Genomic DNA, 18,447 nt, shown 5'->3' with positions numbered 1-18,447 from the left:
CTAGCCAAACTCCTTTAAAATCTTTTCTTGTAAAATTTCAGCTACATATTCATGAACAACTTTAGTTGGATGTACTATATCTGTAAAGAAATATTTTGACATTAATTGATCTCTTTCTTTAAGATTTGAATAAGATTCTTTTCCAATTAATTCAACAACAACATTTGCTTCAACTTTATCACTTTTCATAGTTAATTTTTTATAAATATTTTCATCAAATTTTAAATTCTTAACCTGACTTGTATTAATTTCTTTATCATTCAGTTTAATTTTTAAATTCTTTGTAAATGACTGATTATTTTTATATTCATCTATATTTTGAATTAACCCATTACTTAAAATATGTTCACCATATCCTTTTTGTAGAACTGTAAGTGAGTTTTCACCTTCATACAATGAAGAAAATTTAAAATTAGATGAATAATATGAATTAACTTCCTTAACTACTTGTTGCATTTTAAGTTCATATTCTTTTCCTAAATCAATAATTTCTTTTTTTTCTTCGTCAGTTTTATTTGCATAACTTGGAATATTGTCCATAATTGGAGGTCCTAAGAAAAACAGATTTTTTATTCCATTATTCAATAATGTAAACAGTGCATTTCTAAGTCTTGTTATTGATTCATTCATATAATCAATAACTTTTTTGTTATCACCTGCTTTTTGACTGCTAATCATTGAAAATAAATCATTTCCCCCAATTTCAAAAAGTACAAAATCATTTGAAGAAATTTTTTGTTGAGTAACTAAAGTTCTTGCTTGTTCTTCAATACTAACATCATTTAAAATAATTCCTCCAGCTTGAGGAGCTATTTTTGCAGCTGTTGCTCCTCCAATTGAATAATTTTTTCCATAACCTTGTTTTTCATCTTTCAACACTGAGTATTTATTACTTGGTTTTAAATCTTTAAAACCAAAATTATTTGCAATATTATATGCAGTTGTGGGACCATTTGAAAAGGCATTATGATGAACATTTTGATCATCAACATAACCATAACTTCCCTCTATTGAAAGATTGAAATTAACATATTTTTCTAAACCTGTTTTAACTATAAATTTATCTTTTACATATGATGTTAAACCATCAACATCGCTTAAAGAATCTCCAATTATAAAAAAGTTAGTAAATCCTTTATGTGTTAAAGGATCAACACTTGTATCTATTGCTTTTGTTTTATCAATATCAAGTCCAATATTTAATGGACTCTTTTTATCTTCTATTGGTTTTTGAGGCATACATGATACTGTTGAACTAACAGTTGCAACAGAAAAAACACTTGTTGCCAATATAGACAATAATCTTTTCATTTTTTTTAGCTCTTTTCTTATTAATCTTTATTTGTTCATCTTTTCTTTAAGATGAAGAATGCAGTTATTCCTAATGGAATAATAATTATATTAAAAAACCATAAAACTATTGCAAATCTTAAAAATATTAGAGTTGCTGTAAAGTTAGGTGCTTTTAATGAATCTACTGTTACATACTTTATTTCTTCATTTTTATCTAAATTTTGATCCATAAATGGATTAGTTAATTGTAATGCAAACTTTATTGAATCAATTTGAGTATTTAGAAATCAAACTTTATTATTTACAATGTTTGTTCCAATTGATCAATCAACTTTAACACCATTTAATCCTGGACCTTTATAAGTCATTTCTTTATCATAAACTTCTTGATTTCAAATAGTTTGCTGTTCAAGTGAAAGTTCATAAATATCTTTTGAAAAAATATCTTTAAGGCCTTTAGATTTAAACATTCACTGTATTCCTGTATTTACAAATCCAAATGAATGATATTTTGTTGCTATTGCTTTATCAAATTCTATAAAATTTAAACCTACATGATAAAGATCTATCTCTTCTTTATTTGCTACTTTTTCGGCTCAATGTTGCTGATATCAATCATCAGAAAATTTAATATATTCATCATAATGATCTTTATAATCTTTTGAATTATAAAAATTTATCGTTGAAATTGCATCAGCTTTAAATGAATTTTTAATGACATTATTCATCATCTCTTCATATAATGGATGACTTGGATCAAATACATATTTGCCTTTAGGCATAATTCTTTTGATTTGTTTTTCAACACTATTAATAAAAGTAAGCGACTCTATTCCCATACCTGGAACTATCATTAATGTTGATAAAAAAAGAAAAATCCCGTAAAAGTTAATATTAAAATGATAATCAACTTTTGACTTTTATTTTTAATTTTTTTCATTTATTTACCCCTTTAAATTACAAATAATTTTACTATACTTTTTTTTATTTTGCTATTTTTAAAAAAAAAGAAAAATCTTTTATTCAGTTTTGTAAATTTCTAAAATTATATTAAAAGAGTTTACAACATTTCCACTAATTAATCTTCCTTGATGACGTTCAAATTTATCATCAACTGAACTTATCATTATAGAAGGTTCACGATTATCAATCATTCCATTTATATCTGTCACAGTTAACAAACCTTCTTTTAAGATTTTTGCTAAAAAGAATGGATCCGATTGTGAAAGAACTCCATACTCCATTCTGCCTAAATAACCATATCCAGATATTTTTGCATCAATTAGTTTATACTCTCTTATTATGTTTTGAATTTGTGCTTCTAGTTCTTCACCTTGTTCTAGATAAACTACAAGTAAATTAGATTTTTCTCTTACTATCATTTTTTTCTCCTATACCTATGCTTGTTGTTTTTTTTGTTGTTCAAGTTCTTTTAATTTTTGTTTTTGTTTTTCTAATTTTTTTGATTTTGGACTATCTAAGTGTATTTCTCTAAAACGTTTTTTATCTCTGATTGAATTTAATTTATTAATTTGTTCATCACGATAAGCAACCTCTTCTTCTTTAAGTTCTCTTAAATCTCTTAAAGTTTCATTTAGTGATTTAACAATTTGATTTGTTGCGAATGGATCATTTGGATCATAATACATTACATTATCAAATACATCTTGAGTTTCAACATTTGGCATTGTTCCAACTACAAGTGAATGAAATCTATTGTAATTATCTTTTAAATTTGCAATTTTAACTCTAGTTGAATTTGGAAGTGAATTCATCATAAAATCTGATATAAATAATAAATCAGCTCTTTTAAAATCTTCTGAATGCATTTTTTCAATAACTTTTTCAAATGCTGGTTTAGCATTTGTTTTACCATAAAATGATTTAGATAAAAACTCTAACATTTTTTGAATATTTACATTTCTTCCTTGTATTGTAAATTCTTCAACATGTTGGTTTGCAAAATTAACAAAGATTAAATCTCTATATTCTTTTAAAGCCACTTTTGCAACAGCAATTGAAAGTGCTTTTGCAATATATTCTCCAGCACCTTCCATAGAACTTGATGTGTCTATACAAATAATAAATTTACCTTGTTCTAATGGAATTGGTGCTTCATATTCAACTTCTTCAATTTCGTGTTCAATAACATTTTCATTAGATTCAAATAAAAATGTTTGCAATTGACTTTCAACAAATTTTTTATAAAAAATAATCTCTAATTCCTCATCAAAAAGATTTGCAAATTCCATTGGCAATAATCGCTCTAAATCTTTTGAAACAGTTAGACCAACAATTTCTTCTGGATTGTAAGGCAATTTAGTTTGTGTAGGATAAGTAACAACTTGTTCAGTAATGTTAATTTCCATTAAATCATCTTCACCATTTAATCTACCTAACATTTCTGCAATCATCAATATAGAGGGATCTTTATATAAAAATTCTGCAAATCTAGCTATTGATTCAATGTTTTGATTTCTAAGTTCATCTTCAATATTTGCAAACTTTCCAAAAACATCATACATAGTATTATAAATTTTTGCATATTTACCATAATTTTTAACAATTGAATAAATTTCAACTAAATAGTTGTATCTTAAATCTTCAACTGCTTTCATTCTATAGTCCACAATCCTCTTAGTTAACATAAAAGTTCAAGTTTTAAAAAATTCTGTTAATCAATCTCTATCTTTTAACTCTAAATAGCCATTTTCAATTTTTCATCGCATTGTATCGATGTAAGTTGCAAATGGCGAATCAAATTCATCAAGTTTATTTTGAATTAAGTTTAAATTTTGTGCAAAACTAACTTCATCAAATTTTTCAGAAATATAATTATAATAAATAACTTCTTTTCTTATGGGTTCAGGTAATTTAATTTGTTTAATTACTGATAAATTAGAAGCAGAATAAAAATTATTGATTTTGTCATCCAATTGTTCTGCTGCATATTCATGTTGTTTTTTAAAAGCAAGAAATTCACTATTATGAAGATCTTTTCTTCTAAGTTTCTCAATTTCTTGCTTGATTTCACTTATTGGTTTATCTAGATCAAACTGCATAATAGTCACCTTCTTTTAATTAATTACAGTTCCATATTAAATTCTAAATTATCAATATCGCTAATTAATTCATCAACATTTTCTACTTCTTTTTCTTTTTCTAATTGCTTTTTAGTTTTTGTATCTAAAGCTTCAGCTATTTTTTCATTATAAATTTCTTCGAAAAAGATACAATTCATGTTCATATATTTTTTATATTCTTTAAACATTTTTGCCGAAATTTCTTTATATTCTTTTTCTAAATCAATAATTTTATCTGCTAAGCTAGACATTCTATCATTAAATTCCGTAGGATTGTCATTTTGTAATAAATATTTTTTATTTTCTCTCACAAATAAAATTTGATCTGATTTATAAGCTTTTACAAGAGTTTTTTGACTTCCTGCATATTTATTTAAATTTGGTCCAAAATGTAAATCAATTTCAAACTCTTCATTTGGTAAATTTCTAATTTTATTTCAATCACCTGCTGAAATAAAACAATATTTGTAAGTGTCTCCCCCATCAGTAAAATTAATGAAGTAGTAAGTACCACTTAAAGCTCCTCTAAAAGGATCTGTATATGGTGTAAGTCTTAGATATTGTGCTTCAATTTGTCCAATTTGAGAATTAATAGAATCAATTTGATTCATTAAATTTTTCTTTTCATTTCTTCATTCTAATCCAAATTGTTCTAAAAATGCTTGGAAAAAAATTTTAAAATATTGCTTTTCTTGTTCTTCATTATCTCAAATACAATAAGGAATAACAAATAAATCAGCTATATCTGTTTCTGCTCGCCCATTATAAAATGCACTAGTTTTCATTAAACCAGAAATTTTTTTTCAACGTCTATCTGAAATATATGCTTGTCCGTTAGTATCTTTAACTATTTTTTTTCTAAAATAATGAATAAAATCTAATGATTTTCTACTAATTTTAACTTGCTTAGATTGTTTTTTTCAAATTTCTAATTCTTCAAGTGAAATTTGCAGTTGAGGATCAACAACAACATCAAGAGATGATTCTCCATCAAGTAATTGTTCAAAGTTTTCCTCATTTTTTAATCCTTCAGCAATATATCTAATAATAAAACGGTCAAATAAAGCTTCTAGTCCTTCACCTTCTGTAGGTAATTCATTTGAAGCTGAAATTAAAAGTTTTAATGGAACTTTTATATCTGTTCCACCATTTCTAAAGATTTTTTCATTAATAATTGTAAGTAATGTATTTTGAATACTTGGACCAGCTTTTCAAATTTCATCTAAAAAACCAACATTTGCTGATGGCAAATATCCATCAACAACTCTAACATATTTACCTTCTTTAAGTAATCTTAAATCAATTGGTCCATATATTTCTTCTGGTGTTGAAAATTTACTCATTAAATACTCAAAATTTGATCCACCTTTAATTGCAAATTTTAATCTACGTGAAATCAATGATTTAGCAATCCCTGGTTTACCTAATAAGAATATTGACTCTTCTCCAAGTAAAGCTAGCATAGCAAGTCTAAATATTGTTTCTTTTTCATAAACTTGATATGAAATTGCTGAAATTAATTTTTTAATTCTTTGTGTAATGTCCATAATGTACCTCATTTACTTATAATTATAAAACAATAACTAAGTATTGCTTAAATAAAAATAAAAAAAATATTTTATTACTTTATTATCTAAAGAATTAAGTATTCTACTCCTTGAAATTTTTCATTTATTTTATTTATTTTTTATCACTCTTTTAAAGTTTTAATAGTTGATAACATATTAAAGTAACATATTTTATTATGTTTTCCAGATAGTTCTTTTCTCTATAATTAAATAATTATCTATTATTTCAGTAATTTTTATTTAAATTTCTTTTTTTATTTTAAATAAAAATAATATATTTTTGCTGTAATTATATTAAAATAGATTATATCTAACATTTTATTAATGTTTTTTAGAAATATTAATAACTATTATTGTTTAGTTTTTTCAAAAAAAAAAAAAAAAACCTAAACTCTTGTTTAAAAGTCTAGAATTTTTATTTTTACAATTCTAATATCTTTTTTCAAAATAAGATCTATAAATTCTATCTCAGAAATTAGTAGTTTCTTAAACTTCATTTTCTAACTTTTTAGATTCTAAAGCTTTATGAATTGATTCCATATTAATAGGCAATTTTATTAGGTTTTTTAATAGTAAATTATTTTTTATTAAATATAAAAATAAATAATTAAGTTGTTTATAATTTTTTACAGCTATAACTAATGAATTTTCTTCTTCATCATATCTGAAAGATTGTATTTCTCTTGTTAATAAAAATTCTCTAAATTTTACAACATCAAAGTTACTTTTTAAAAATACTTTATACTTAGAAAAAACATTAAGTTCTTCTTTAGAACCTTGGAAAATTAATTCACCATTATCTATAATTAAATAATTATCTATTATTTCAGCAATTTCATCAATATTGTGGGCAGTAATTATTATTGTTTTACCCTCTTTTTTATATTTAATTAACAAGTTTTTAATTTTATTTGTTCAATATGAATCTAAGTTAGCTCCAGGTTCATCTAAAATTAAAATATTAGGTTCTTTTAATAAACATAAAATAAGATTTACACGATTTTTCATTCCTCATGAAAAATTTTTAACTTTTTTATCTTTTGAATCTGTTAAATCAAAAAAGTCTATTCAATAATTAATTTTTTCCTTAACATATTTTCTTTTAATTCCCATAATTAATGACATATTGGTTAAATACTTTTTCAGTGTAAAATTTTGTAATGAGAAATCAATTTGAGTATAAAAACCAATATTTTGATTTTCTTTAAAGCCATTTGCTTTTTTAATTGATTTATTGTTAATTAAAATATTTCCACTATATTTTTTATAACATCCTATTATTGAATTAATAAGAACTGTTTTACCACTACCACTAGATCCAAGTAAAGCAGTAATTTTTCCTTCTGTAACTTGAAACGAGAATTTTCCTACTTTATTTTTTTTAAACTTTTTGATGTAATTTATTACTTCTATATTTTTTATCATGTTTTTCTTCCTTTTTAACTCAAATCTTTTCTTTTAAATTTAAAAATTGTAAAAATTAAATTGAACATAGAGAAAGCAAATAAAATAACTACATATAAATAAGGTTTAACATTTTTTTTATATGTGTCTGCATAAATTTGATTTTTTTCATTTAAATTTAATTTATATTCCGTATAACCCAGAAATAAATTTTTTTGTTCTTCAAATACTATTTTTGATTCTGAGTAGGAATAGAATCAAAAATCATTATATGAAAAACCAGCATTATAAGTATAATTTGTTCACATACCATTAAAAAAGTTTAAATATAAGTAAATTTGAAGATTATTTCTTGATTTTTCATATTTTCCTCAATCACCTTCATTAAGAATTACTGATTTCTCTGTTGCCAATATATATCTACTAGTATATTTAATAAAATACTGCTCTAAAATTCTTACAGATGTCATTAGAGGAAAATTTAGTTTATTTCTAACAAGTTCATATGTATTAGAATTATTGCCTAAAGTGAAATCCTCTTTATAAGTACCATTTAATTCGTAGTTATAGAGAGATATTAAATATTTTTTATCAAGTTTTATTTCTGAATTAGTAGTTGTATTTTTTATTATACTTTTTTCATCATCAATAAAGATAAATTCATTAAATAAATTTGCTTTTTCAACTTGCATATTTGAATATTGATCTTCTATATATAATGAAAAATTATACAAATCTTGCAAAATTTGTTTTTTAGTAGTATCTTGTTCTGTTTCAATTAGGTTTTTTAACTCATCAAAAGTTATAAAAGTATTTTTCAAAGTTAAATTAATTGAAGCACTATTTCCTGCTTTTCAAGTATCAGGAATATTAGAATCATTTTTAGGTAAAGATCGTATTGTTAAATCAGATTGTTCAATTTCAATTGAATCTTTATTTACTATTCCTAATGAACTTCATATATCATTGATTCTATTGTTAATATTTTGTTCACTAGAATTGAAACTATTAAAATCAAATTTGTACTCCAAAAAATTATCATTAATATATTTAGATAAAAAATTATATTTAATATGATTATCATTTACATATTTTTGAAAATCAAAGACCTCATACAAATCTGAAATAGTTAGTAATTGATTGTTACTAAATTTAATAGTCATATTTTTTTCATTTGATTTTTGAAAATTCACTGGTAAATTAGAAATAAAAACAAATGATAAAATTAATGTACATATAATTGTTGTAGTTTGTAAGGAAAAAATGAATATTAGAAAAATAATAAAATTAATTAAGAAAAAGCTTATCAAAATTCCATATATTAAAAATGTAGTTGTTATTCTTAGCAAAAGATAATCAAGTGTGAATCCATTTAATGAGAAATTTAATAAATTAATTAAAATAAAAGCAATAGCCATATTAATTCAACAAATTAATAACATTAAAAATCATTGAGTTAAAAATAACTTTGTTCTTGATACTTGATTTGATAATGTTATATATATAGTTTTATCTTCAATTTTATTATGATAAAAAAATTGAACCATTCTTAAAATTAAAATAAATAGTAAACAAGATAAATAAAATAAAACATAGAAGTTAAAACCTTTAACTAATGAAGAACCATCATTATAAAAACTTGAAATAAAACCAAATGCACTAGAAGCAAGTAATAAAATAAAATTTAATATCAAAAATACTAATTCGCTAAATATATTTTTAATATTAAATAATAATAATATCCTAAATGGAATTGATTTATATAAAATCATTCTTAATTTCCATTTGAACGTGTAGTTTTATTTGTTTTTTCAATTATCACAGAGTTTCTTTGTTTTCAAATACCATCTATTTTAAAATTTATATTAATAAAATTTTGTTGGAAATTTCAAAATATGCTTTCATCTCCACCATAATAATAACCCTTTATTATTACTCCACTATTATTTACTTGCATATATGTTCAAGTTGTTTTTTTTATTTCAGAGCTACCTACTGGAATAGATCCATTAATAGTTCAATTATATAAACTTTGATGACCTGTTTCTAATAAAACATCTCTGTGTTTATCTAAAGAACTGCTTCTTAAATTTAAACTCTCATTAAGATTAGTATAATATTGATTTCCACTAACTCTAATGCCATTTCATATATTATCTAATGCTCCACTTGAAGATATTCCACGACCACTAAATCTTGCTATTGGTAAATTAGAATCGTTTCCATTTCTAGCTTGTATATCAAATACTTCTTGAAATGTTTTAATACCTAATTGAAGATTATGATACATAGCACCAAATAATTCAGATTTTCTATAATCATTTCTGCTTTCTTTTGTTTCACTATTTGAAACAGCAAATGAAACAAATATTGATAAATCATTTATTGGATGAACATATGTTGAACTGACATTTAATGATAATCCTTTTAATTTAACTTGTCCAGTTTCTATAGAGTTTTCAAAAGCTTGTTGCTTATCACTAGATAATTTTTTATTTGAGTTATTTTCTATAGTAGCTAGACTATTTTTATTTCTTGAACTATATGAGTCATAAAATTTTAAATATTCATCTTTTAAATAAGAATACATTTCCTGATTTATATCTGTTTCTTGATTAAATAAAAATGCTTTTTGATTTTTCTCCATTTTACTAAAAATAGTATTATAAGTTTTTAAATCATCTGCCTTTGCTAAACTCATATCTTTTCTTGAATTTGATTTAACAGAGTCTTGACTTAAAAATTTATCAAAAATAATATTTCCTTGAAATTCTAAAGGAACACCATTTATATCTCTGAAATAATTCTCTTTCATAAAATTAATTATATCAATTTGAAAACCTTTGTCATCATTTTCATATATGCTTCTTAAATCTTCATTTGATGGACTAAAAATTTTTGATAAATCTTCTTTATTAGAAAAATTATATTTTTCTTTATCAATTCAACTATATTTGCCTCCACTTAAATAATAATCATTAGCTATATTTTTTTCCAAGTTTTTAATTGAATCTATTAACAATTGATTTGATGTTAATGTGAAAATAAATCTTTTTGGTAAAATATATTCAGTTTCTTGCTTATTTGAATCCTTATAAACAAACTTTAAATTAAGATTTAAATTTATATAAGACATAAAACTTGAATTATTTTCTCTTAAATTAGTTAATCCATCATCTGTATAATTAATTTCTAAAGAACTTCAATCTGGTTCAAAACCTGTGTAAAAATTTATATCTTCAATTAATAAAGCATATTTTTCTTTATTGACATTGTTATTATAGTAATCTTCCATTTGTTTAGTATTTAAAATCTTATTAATATCAGAAATTAAATATTTTTTATTATCATCACTTAAAACATCACCTTTTAATGTACCACCATTTTCTTTTACTAAATTAGTAATATTTTTTTGATTTATAAAAGTATATAAACTTTCATTATTATTAGTAATATCAAAAAAATTACTATTAATTTCTTTTCAATAGTTATCTGTTAATAATTGCAAATCATTTTTGAATTCTTCAATTAACTTTAAGTAATCTGAATCTGAACCAGTTCCAGGTTCTGTTGGTTTTGTACCACATGCAATCACTGCTGTTGATGTTGAAACAACAAGTCCAAAAGCACCTAATAAATTTAATAATTTTTTCACTTACTTTTCCCCTTTTTTGTTTTAATACAATTATATAATAGTTAAAATTCTTCAAAAAAACAATATAGTTAATGTAATTAAAAATATATTTTATTTTTTAACTTTCAAATAGCTCTTCTCTACGTTTTTTATATTTATCCTTTTTTATTTTTGCAATTGATTCTTTAATATGTTTTCTTCTAATTTCTTTTTTAATCTGATCAATCTCTGCTTTTCTTCGTTTTTTATATCCTGGTTTAACTTTTTTACCTTTATATTTATCAATAATTTTTTTAGTTTCAATATTAACTGGTAAATCAGCATTAAATTCTTTTTTCTTTTTAACTGTATTTACTTCTTGTAATTGATTATTTACAAGTTTAAAGTTTGTAAATAAGATTCCCTTTGATTTTAACTCATCAATTTGATGTTGGTTTGTTGAGTTAAATAAAACATAACTTTGACCAGAATATTGGTTTCTTCCTGTTCTACCACTTCTATGAATATAGTAATCAAGATCTTTTGGCAGATCAATTGAAATAATATGACTTACACCATCAATATCAATACCTCTAGCTGCAACATCTGAAGCTACAATCCATTTAAATTCTCCGCTTTGAATTCTTTTTTGCATATTTGTTCTTTGTCTTGAATCTAAATCACCATGTATTTCTCCTACATTTTTAATTCCAAATTCATTTAATCAACTTATTATTTCTTTTATTTGATCTTTCTTATTTAAGAAAACCATACAAACATAGGGATTTATTGAATTTGTTATTATTTTCAATACATCTTTATTTTCTTTATTTTTTGTTCAAATAAGAATATGTTCTATATTTTTATTTGTCGGATTAGAATCAATATTTTCAATAAAAATAGAGTTTGAAAGATACTTTTTCAAAAAAGGTTTTAAACCATTATTAATGGTTGCAGAAAATAAAGATATATTAACATCTTTGCTCATTTTTGAAAGTATTAAATCTACTTCTTCAATAAAACCAAGATCAAAAATCATATCACATTCATCAATAACAACATATTTTGCAGTTGTTATAAATAAATTACCCTCTTCATACATTTTTTTTAATCTTGTGGGAGTTCCTATAACAATTGTTGGTTGTTTTGTTTTAACATTTTGAATTGATTTTTCAATATCATCTCCACCAACAAACAAAGCAACATTTCCTTTATTATTGAATTTTAAAAGTTCTTTAGTATTTTCATAAATTTGTCTAGCCAATTCTCTTGTTGGAGTAATAATTAGACATTGTATTTTATTGTTTTCATCATAATTAATATTGTTTAATATAGGCAATAAAAAAGAATGAGTTTTTCCAGTTCCTGTATGTGATTGTGCTATTACTGACTTATGTTTTTTTATAAGAGGAATAACTTTTTCTTGAATCTTTGTAGGATAAATAAAACTTATTTCTTCTAATGCATCATTTATAAATTTTTTAAATCCAAAATCTGAAAATTTCATTGTACGCCTCCTCTTTACATATAAGTTTTATTATAACTTATTAATCTCTTTCTAGATAGTCTTCTCCCTTTTCAACTTCAACTTTTGATAAGTTCAAATAATCTCATTGTCTTAAAACTTCATAACTTGCAATTCCCATTGAATTTGCAATATTTAAGCTTCTTCCACTTTCAACCATTGGTATTCTAAAACATTTCTCTATATTATTTTTTAATATACTTTTTGGAATTCCTGTTGATTCCTTACCAAACATTATAAATATTTCATCTTTTATTTGTGCAAAATCAAAATCACTGATTGGTTTTTTACCATATCTTGTCATACAAAATAAATTAGGATTTTGATTTAATTCAAGAAAATGATCTCAGTTATCATATCTAAAGTACTCACAGCCTTCAAAATTATTTGCACTACTTCTTGCAAAGTTTCTTTTATCAAAAATAAATCCAAAAGGTTCAATTAAATGAAGTTTTGAATTTGTTAAAGCACAAGTTCTCATAATAGCTCCAACATTATCTGCAATTTCTGGTTCAAATAAAATTATATTAATTTTTCTCATATTTAACTCCTTTAAAAATAATTATTATTTTTTAAATAATTTCTTAATTTTTCAATTGATATATTTCTATGTGAGATTGAGTTTTTCTCCTCTTTTGACATTTGTGCAAAAGTTTTATCATAATTATCAGGTTTAAAAATTTTATCATAGGCAAAACCATTTTCTCCAATTTGTTTAGATACAATTGTACCATCAATAATTCCTGTAAATACTTTCTCAATTTCTTTCTCTTTATCAATAAAAACTATAGTAGATGTAAAAATGCCTTTCTTTGTTTTTCATTTACAAGTCCATTTTGTAATAATTTTTCTAAAAGCATTTCATTTATAATATTTCAATCTTTTTCAGGATTTGCTCAACGTGCTGAATAAATTCCAGGAAAGTTATTAAGATTTGAAATACTTAATCCCGAGTCATCTGCAATTATAATTCCATCAACTATTTTTGATAAAGTCTTTGCCTTAAACCTTGCATTCTCTTCAAAAGTTGGTTCATTTTCAGGAATATCTAAAGTATCATTTAGATCATTTAAAGACTTAACTTCCATTTCTGGAATCATTTCTTTAACCTCTTTTATTTTATTTTCATTTTGTGATGCAAATCATATAACCTTCATTTAATTATCTCCTTTTAGGTTCTAATTAATATTATAATAATATTGCAATAAGAGGTGAATAAAATGGAATTTAAAGGATATACAAATTATATTACTGTTAAAGATAATATTTTAACAAAGGAATCTATTTCCTTTCATGATATTTATTTAGATAAACAAAATGAATTCAATTTTTTAGAGCAATTAAAAAGTCTAGAACAAAATTGTTTATTAAAGCCTATTAATTTCTGATGACATAAAAATAAATTAATATCTCAATATAATTTTTTAAAAGATTACAAGTCACTTGAGAAAGTTAAATTAAATGAAAAAATAATAGATATGGTTATTGACAATATTATTGAAATGCATAATTTAAATATAAATTCAGATAAAATTAAAAAATTTGAATATATAAATTTTTTAAATAGTTTTCAAAATAATACAATAAATAAATTAGAAATTTATGATTACTATATTAATGAAATAAAACAATATGAATCAATATTTAATAAATTGAATTTAGTTTTAAGTCATAACGATTTGGTTCCAGGAAATATTTTAATAAAAAAAGATAAATTAATTTTTATTGATTATGATTATGTAATGTTGAATAATAAGTTTTTTGATCTTGCAAGTTTTATAACTGAAACTTTAAATGATGATGAGAATTTAATAAGATATTTTATAAATAAATGCATTGAAAAAAAAATAATTTCATCAATTGAATTAGATACATTAAATAAAATGATTAAGTATCAAGATTTATTATGAACTTTTTGAGCTCATTTCATGTTTGAAAAGCAAAATAATATAGAATTTAAAACAATATATGAAAATAAATTAAATAGATTGAAAAACAGAAAGAACTATTAGTCTTTCTGTTTTTCTCTTTGTTTTCTTTCTTTTTCATCCAGTTTGTTTATAATTTTTTGCTTTTTCAATTCTAATTTTCTTTCTTGATTTTCTAGTTCTTCTTTTATTTTTTGATCAAGATCCATTTTAAATCTTTCAAGTTCTTCAGTTTTTGCTTGTTTTTTTATTAAATATGCTTGATATCTTTGAGCTTTTAAAAGTTTATTATTTGGTATTATTTCACCATTTTTATATGCTTCATATACTTTTTCAAACTCTTCAATTTTTTTAAGTCCATTATTTCTAACAAGAGTTGTTATAAATACAAATAAAGGAGTTAATAAAACAACAATTAATAATATAGAAATAAATTTTGCCAATATTCACAAACCTTTATTTCCCATGAAACTGCCAAACATAGTAATACAAATAAGAACTAAAGTAATTAAGGGAGCAAATGTAAAATGATCTATTTCATGTCATTTTAATTTATAAAAAACATAAGTTAACAAAAATGTATATATGAAATATATAGTACAAATCAATGCAACATAACCTACATTTGGAGATGGTAATTTATTGTTTAATGTAAAATTAAAATCAAATCCAACAGTTAGTCAAATAGTTAAACCTGGCAATATTGATTCAATAAGTAAAAAAAGTAAACTTCTAAAAAAAGTAGTTCTTTGCTCATTGAAATCTCTTAAAATAGTATTTTTCATTTACTCACCTATTTAAATTCTATTTATAATTATAAATAAAAAAAATCCCATATGGGATTTGAATTTTCATAATGGAGCGGGTGAAGGGAATCGAACCCTCACAGTCAGCTTGGAAGGCTGAAGTTCTACCATTAAACTACACCCGCAAATTAATTACATTAATAAATATATATAATTGCTTTACAGATGTCAATACTTTTACAACATTTTTTGTTTTTTTAGATTTATATATTTTTAATTTATTTTTTCACTTAATGCAAAGAACAATGTAATTAATGCATAACATCTATACTTATAAAAAAAGTTATTATCTTGAAAATTTACAAGCATATGTTTTAATTCTCTTATTTGAGGAAGTTCTGATATATTACTTGGAGTAGTTATAATGTAAATATCATTATTACCTTTTAGAAGATAATCTAAAGCAATTACAACTGTTTCAGTATCTCTTCCTGTTAGTAAAATAATTATTAGTTCATTATTAAATTCCAAATGTTTTCCTACTTCTAAGTTAACAGACATATCAATTATTTTTGTTTGAATTCCAATGTTTATCAACACATCTTCTAAAAATTTAGCTGGATACATTGATTGATATGATGGGCAAATTCAAACTTTTCTTTTTTCATTAATTTTATTAGCTAAATCAAATAAAAAATTTTCATTTTCATTCACTCAATGACAAATGACCGATCTCATTCCCACTTGTTCTGTTTCATTTCCAATAACACTTTTTGCCTGATTTTGCATAACATTTTCATACTCAACTTTTAATCTAATAGAAAGTTCTTTATAACCTTCACACAAACATGCTTTTGCAAATTGTGTAACTGTTGCTAAAGATACGAAACAAGATTCACTAATCTCATTTTGACTTTTAAAAATTCCAACTGATCAGTCAGCAAGAATTTGTTTTCCTATTAATTTAAAAGTAGTATTTTTATTGTCCTTAATTAAGTTCTCTACACGCTCGTATACAGATAACATAAGTAAGTCTCCTAACTTGTATTTAATTTTAAAAACTAAATATTTAGTTCGATATAGTCAACTATTTCATCTGTGATTTGATCATAATTTTCATAATCATGTTCAAATCATTTGATATTTTCTAGTTGATTTCTAAATCAAGTTAATTGCCTTCTTGCATAATGCCTATTATTTTTCTGCATCAATTCTATACATTCATCATAAGTAATTTCTTTTTCAAGATATCTTATAATTTCTGGACCCCCGATACATTTAAGAGCTTGAGCTTTTTTATTGAAATTATTTGCTTTATAAGCATTTTCAATTTCTTTAAAAAGTCCTTTTTTTGACAAGATAAATACCCTATTGTTTATTTTACTATATAATTTGTCTCTTTGGGGAAATAATCCAATAAATAGTAAATTATTGTAAAAATATTTTTTATTATCTTTAATAATTTTTGTTTTTTCAATACCTTTATTAATTTCAATTATTTCTAATGCTCTAATTACTCTATTTCTATTGTTAGGATGAATTTTTTGTGCTTCATTGTTATCTTTTGAATTTAGAATTTTTCAAATCTCTTGATTTGAAAAATTATCATACTTCTTTTCAAAATTCTCAATGTGATCTTCATTTGCAAAATTGTAGTTCATTAAAACAGCATTAACATATAGTCCAGTTCCTCCAACAATTATTGGAGTCTTACCTTTTTTCAATATTTCATCAATTTTTTCTCTAGCATCTTTTTGAAAGTCTGCTACTGAGTATTTTTCATTGACCTCTCTTATCGAAATTAAATGATGTTTTATTCCTTGCATTTCTTCTTCTGTTATCTTATTTGTTGCTATATCTGTTCCTTTAAAAATTTGTGTTGAATCTGAATTAATACATTCTCCATTAAATTTTTTTGCTAATTTAATTGATAAGTCTGTTTTACCACTTGCGGTTGGTCCAACTATTACTATTATTTTATTCATAATTTTCCAACCTTTCTATAAACAAAAAAAAAAAAAAAATATTCCCACCCGCTATAAATTGCATGAGAAAGGAAATACTTATTTATTGAGCGGTTTTTAAAATCTCACGCAAACTTAAAGAATAACAAATATTCTTGGTGTCCCTAAGGACAAATTTATTATATAATAAAAAAACTCTATGTATAAGATAGAGTTTTTTTATTATTTTTTTCCAGTTGTTGTTCTAATTTGAATATTAACTTTTCTAGGTTCCACTCTTGATGATTGGAATAAAACTGTTTTTCTTGATTTTGTTAATTGAATACCAGGAATTTTAACTTCTTTTTTCTGATTAAATAATCCTGTTATATCTCTTCCACCTGTAACTACAGCTGTTCAGTTTTCTAATGCTTTACGTTTAACTTTTGCATTCATTCAATGCATAGCAACAACGTTATTTACATCATCTGTTTCTCCTTCTGGATCAATTAAACTGAAAACTCAACCAAATTCTGAGGCTTGTCCATGTTCACTAACTCTCAAAATAGCTCCAGCTACATCTTGTCTATAAATAGAAGCATTTGTTGCTGAAACTGGATCTGCTTTTTCTCATATGAATTTTTCTTGACCATCAGTTAATTTGATAGTTTTATTAATAATTCTTTCTGGTTTTGGATCACTAGGTTTCTTTCTAGTTTGAATGTGTTCTGCTCTTTTTTTATTTGAAGCAGCTTTTTTAACAGCAGTTTTATTTGGTTTTTTAGTAGTAGTTTTTTTAGCTGCTGGTTTTTTTGTTGCAGTTGCCATGTAGTAACACCGTCTTTCTAATAAAAAATATTAAATTTTGATAAAAATTTATTTTTTATATCAAAATATGCCTTTATTATACATTATTTTTAAAAACTTATCTACTTATATTTATGTAACTTAAAAAAATTAAAAATTATATTTTATTTTCTAATTTTTAATTTTTCAATTATAGTTTTGTATCTTTCAACATCTTTTTTAAATAAAAAGTTCAATAAATGTCTTCTTTGAGCCACTTTTTTCAATAAACTTCTTCTTGAAGTAATATCTTTTTTATGTATATTTAAATGTTCAGTTAAATTTTGAATATCTTTAGTTAAAATTGCAATTTGAACTTCTGCTTTACCAGTATCATTTTGATTTGAACCATATTCTTTTACTATATTTTCAATTTGTGTTTTAGAAACCATGTCTAAAATCCCCCTTTTAATCTTGATTGAATTTGTTAAAACAAAGAAATAATTTAGGGTAAATCATTTCAACGTAAAAACATCAATACTAGAGAATTATAGCAAA

The 18,447-nt window shown here is 23.2% G+C and carries 18 protein-coding genes and 1 tRNA gene; 1 reads left to right on the top strand and 18 read right to left on the bottom strand.

Going from position 1 to position 18,447, the window contains the following annotated elements:
• The 12 genes from SFLOR_RS02225 to SFLOR_RS02170 form a co-directional block, all read right to left on the bottom strand.
• Positions 1-1,311, bottom strand: a complete 1,311-nt coding sequence (locus tag SFLOR_RS02225; protein WP_100916469.1) for an SGNH/GDSL hydrolase family protein — start codon at positions 1,309-1,311, stop codon at positions 1-3.
• Between the two features lie 20 nt (positions 1,312-1,331).
• Positions 1,332-2,132 (bottom strand): hypothetical protein, encoded by an 801-nt coding sequence (locus tag SFLOR_RS02220; RefSeq protein WP_157806927.1) that lies wholly within the window; start codon positions 2,130-2,132, stop codon positions 1,332-1,334.
• A gap of 180 nt (positions 2,133-2,312) precedes the next feature.
• A complete protein-coding gene (locus tag SFLOR_RS02215) occupies positions 2,313-2,675 on the bottom strand; it encodes a hypothetical protein (RefSeq protein WP_100916467.1) in 363 nt (120 codons plus the stop codon).
• A 15-nt stretch (positions 2,676-2,690) separates the two neighbouring features.
• Complete coding sequence (locus tag SFLOR_RS02210; protein WP_100916466.1) at positions 2,691-4,355, bottom strand: vWA domain-containing protein; 1,665 nt, start codon at positions 4,353-4,355, stop codon at positions 2,691-2,693.
• Between the two features lie 23 nt (positions 4,356-4,378).
• The gene (locus tag SFLOR_RS02205) at positions 4,379-5,923 is read right to left on the bottom strand and encodes an AAA family ATPase (RefSeq protein ID WP_100916465.1); all 1,545 of its coding nucleotides are present in this window, start codon (positions 5,921-5,923) and stop codon (positions 4,379-4,381) included.
• A gap of 507 nt (positions 5,924-6,430) precedes the next feature.
• A complete protein-coding gene (locus tag SFLOR_RS02200; protein ID WP_100916464.1) occupies positions 6,431-7,369 on the bottom strand; it encodes an ABC transporter ATP-binding protein in 939 nt (312 codons plus the stop codon).
• A gap of 14 nt (positions 7,370-7,383) precedes the next feature.
• Positions 7,384-9,120: an ABC transporter permease gene (locus SFLOR_RS02195; protein ID WP_100916463.1), complete on the bottom strand. Its 1,737-nt coding sequence runs from the start codon at positions 9,118-9,120 to the stop codon at positions 7,384-7,386.
• Between the two features lie 2 nt (positions 9,121-9,122).
• A complete protein-coding gene (locus SFLOR_RS02190) occupies positions 9,123-11,003 on the bottom strand; it encodes a lipoprotein (protein ID WP_100916462.1) in 1,881 nt (626 codons plus the stop codon).
• A 97-nt stretch (positions 11,004-11,100) separates the two neighbouring features.
• Positions 11,101-12,468, bottom strand: coding sequence for a DEAD/DEAH box helicase (locus SFLOR_RS02185; RefSeq protein WP_100916461.1), 1,368 nt, complete (start codon positions 12,466-12,468; stop codon positions 11,101-11,103).
• A gap of 40 nt (positions 12,469-12,508) precedes the next feature.
• A complete protein-coding gene (locus tag SFLOR_RS02180; RefSeq protein WP_169919217.1) occupies positions 12,509-13,033 on the bottom strand; it encodes a TrmH family RNA methyltransferase in 525 nt (174 codons plus the stop codon).
• A 5-nt stretch (positions 13,034-13,038) separates the two neighbouring features.
• Entirely contained in the window at positions 13,039-13,365 is a 327-nt protein-coding gene (locus SFLOR_RS06155; RefSeq protein ID WP_157806926.1) for a non-canonical purine NTP pyrophosphatase, read from the bottom strand.
• Entirely contained in the window at positions 13,272-13,643 is a 372-nt protein-coding gene (locus SFLOR_RS02170) for a non-canonical purine NTP pyrophosphatase (RefSeq protein ID WP_100916458.1), read from the bottom strand. The genes SFLOR_RS06155 and SFLOR_RS02170 overlap by 94 nt, the downstream gene beginning before the upstream one ends.
• A gap of 63 nt (positions 13,644-13,706) precedes the next feature.
• On the opposite strand from SFLOR_RS02170, the gene SFLOR_RS02165 reads away from it, so the two are divergent.
• Complete coding sequence (locus SFLOR_RS02165) at positions 13,707-14,498, top strand: phosphotransferase family protein (protein WP_100916457.1); 792 nt, start codon at positions 13,707-13,709, stop codon at positions 14,496-14,498.
• On the opposite strand, the gene SFLOR_RS02160 is transcribed toward SFLOR_RS02165, so the two are convergent.
• The 6 genes from SFLOR_RS02160 to rpsO all read right to left on the bottom strand — a co-directional run bounded on the left by SFLOR_RS02160 (position 14,495) and on the right by rpsO (position 18,341).
• Positions 14,495-15,199, bottom strand: coding sequence for a DxFTY motif-containing membrane protein (locus SFLOR_RS02160; protein WP_100916456.1), 705 nt, complete (start codon positions 15,197-15,199; stop codon positions 14,495-14,497). The two genes, SFLOR_RS02165 and SFLOR_RS02160, sit on opposite strands and share 4 nt — an antisense overlap.
• Before the next feature lie 72 nt (positions 15,200-15,271).
• Positions 15,272-15,345: transfer RNA gene (locus SFLOR_RS02155), tRNA-Gly, on the bottom strand.
• An 88-nt stretch (positions 15,346-15,433) separates the two neighbouring features.
• On the bottom strand, positions 15,434-16,186 hold the full coding sequence (locus SFLOR_RS02150) for a MurR/RpiR family transcriptional regulator (RefSeq protein WP_100916455.1): 753 nt from the start codon (positions 16,184-16,186) through the stop codon (positions 15,434-15,436).
• A 35-nt stretch (positions 16,187-16,221) separates the two neighbouring features.
• The gene (gene miaA / locus SFLOR_RS02145) at positions 16,222-17,145 is read right to left on the bottom strand and encodes a tRNA (adenosine(37)-N6)-dimethylallyltransferase MiaA (protein WP_100916454.1); all 924 of its coding nucleotides are present in this window, start codon (positions 17,143-17,145) and stop codon (positions 16,222-16,224) included.
• Between the two features lie 201 nt (positions 17,146-17,346).
• Entirely contained in the window at positions 17,347-17,931 is a 585-nt protein-coding gene (locus tag SFLOR_RS02140) for a hypothetical protein (RefSeq protein WP_100916453.1), read from the bottom strand.
• 143 nt (positions 17,932-18,074) lie between these two features.
• A complete protein-coding gene (gene rpsO / locus SFLOR_RS02135) occupies positions 18,075-18,341 on the bottom strand; it encodes a 30S ribosomal protein S15 (RefSeq protein ID WP_100916452.1) in 267 nt (88 codons plus the stop codon).
• Between the last annotated feature and the right edge of the window lie 106 nt (positions 18,342-18,447).

Source organism: Spiroplasma floricola 23-6 (assembly GCF_002813555.1).
Lineage (GTDB): Bacteria > Bacillota_I > Bacilli_A > Mycoplasmatales > Mycoplasmataceae > Spiroplasma_A > Spiroplasma_A floricola.
The sequence above is the reverse complement of the archived record's forward strand: the minus strand, read 5'-3'. Positions and strand labels throughout refer to the sequence as shown.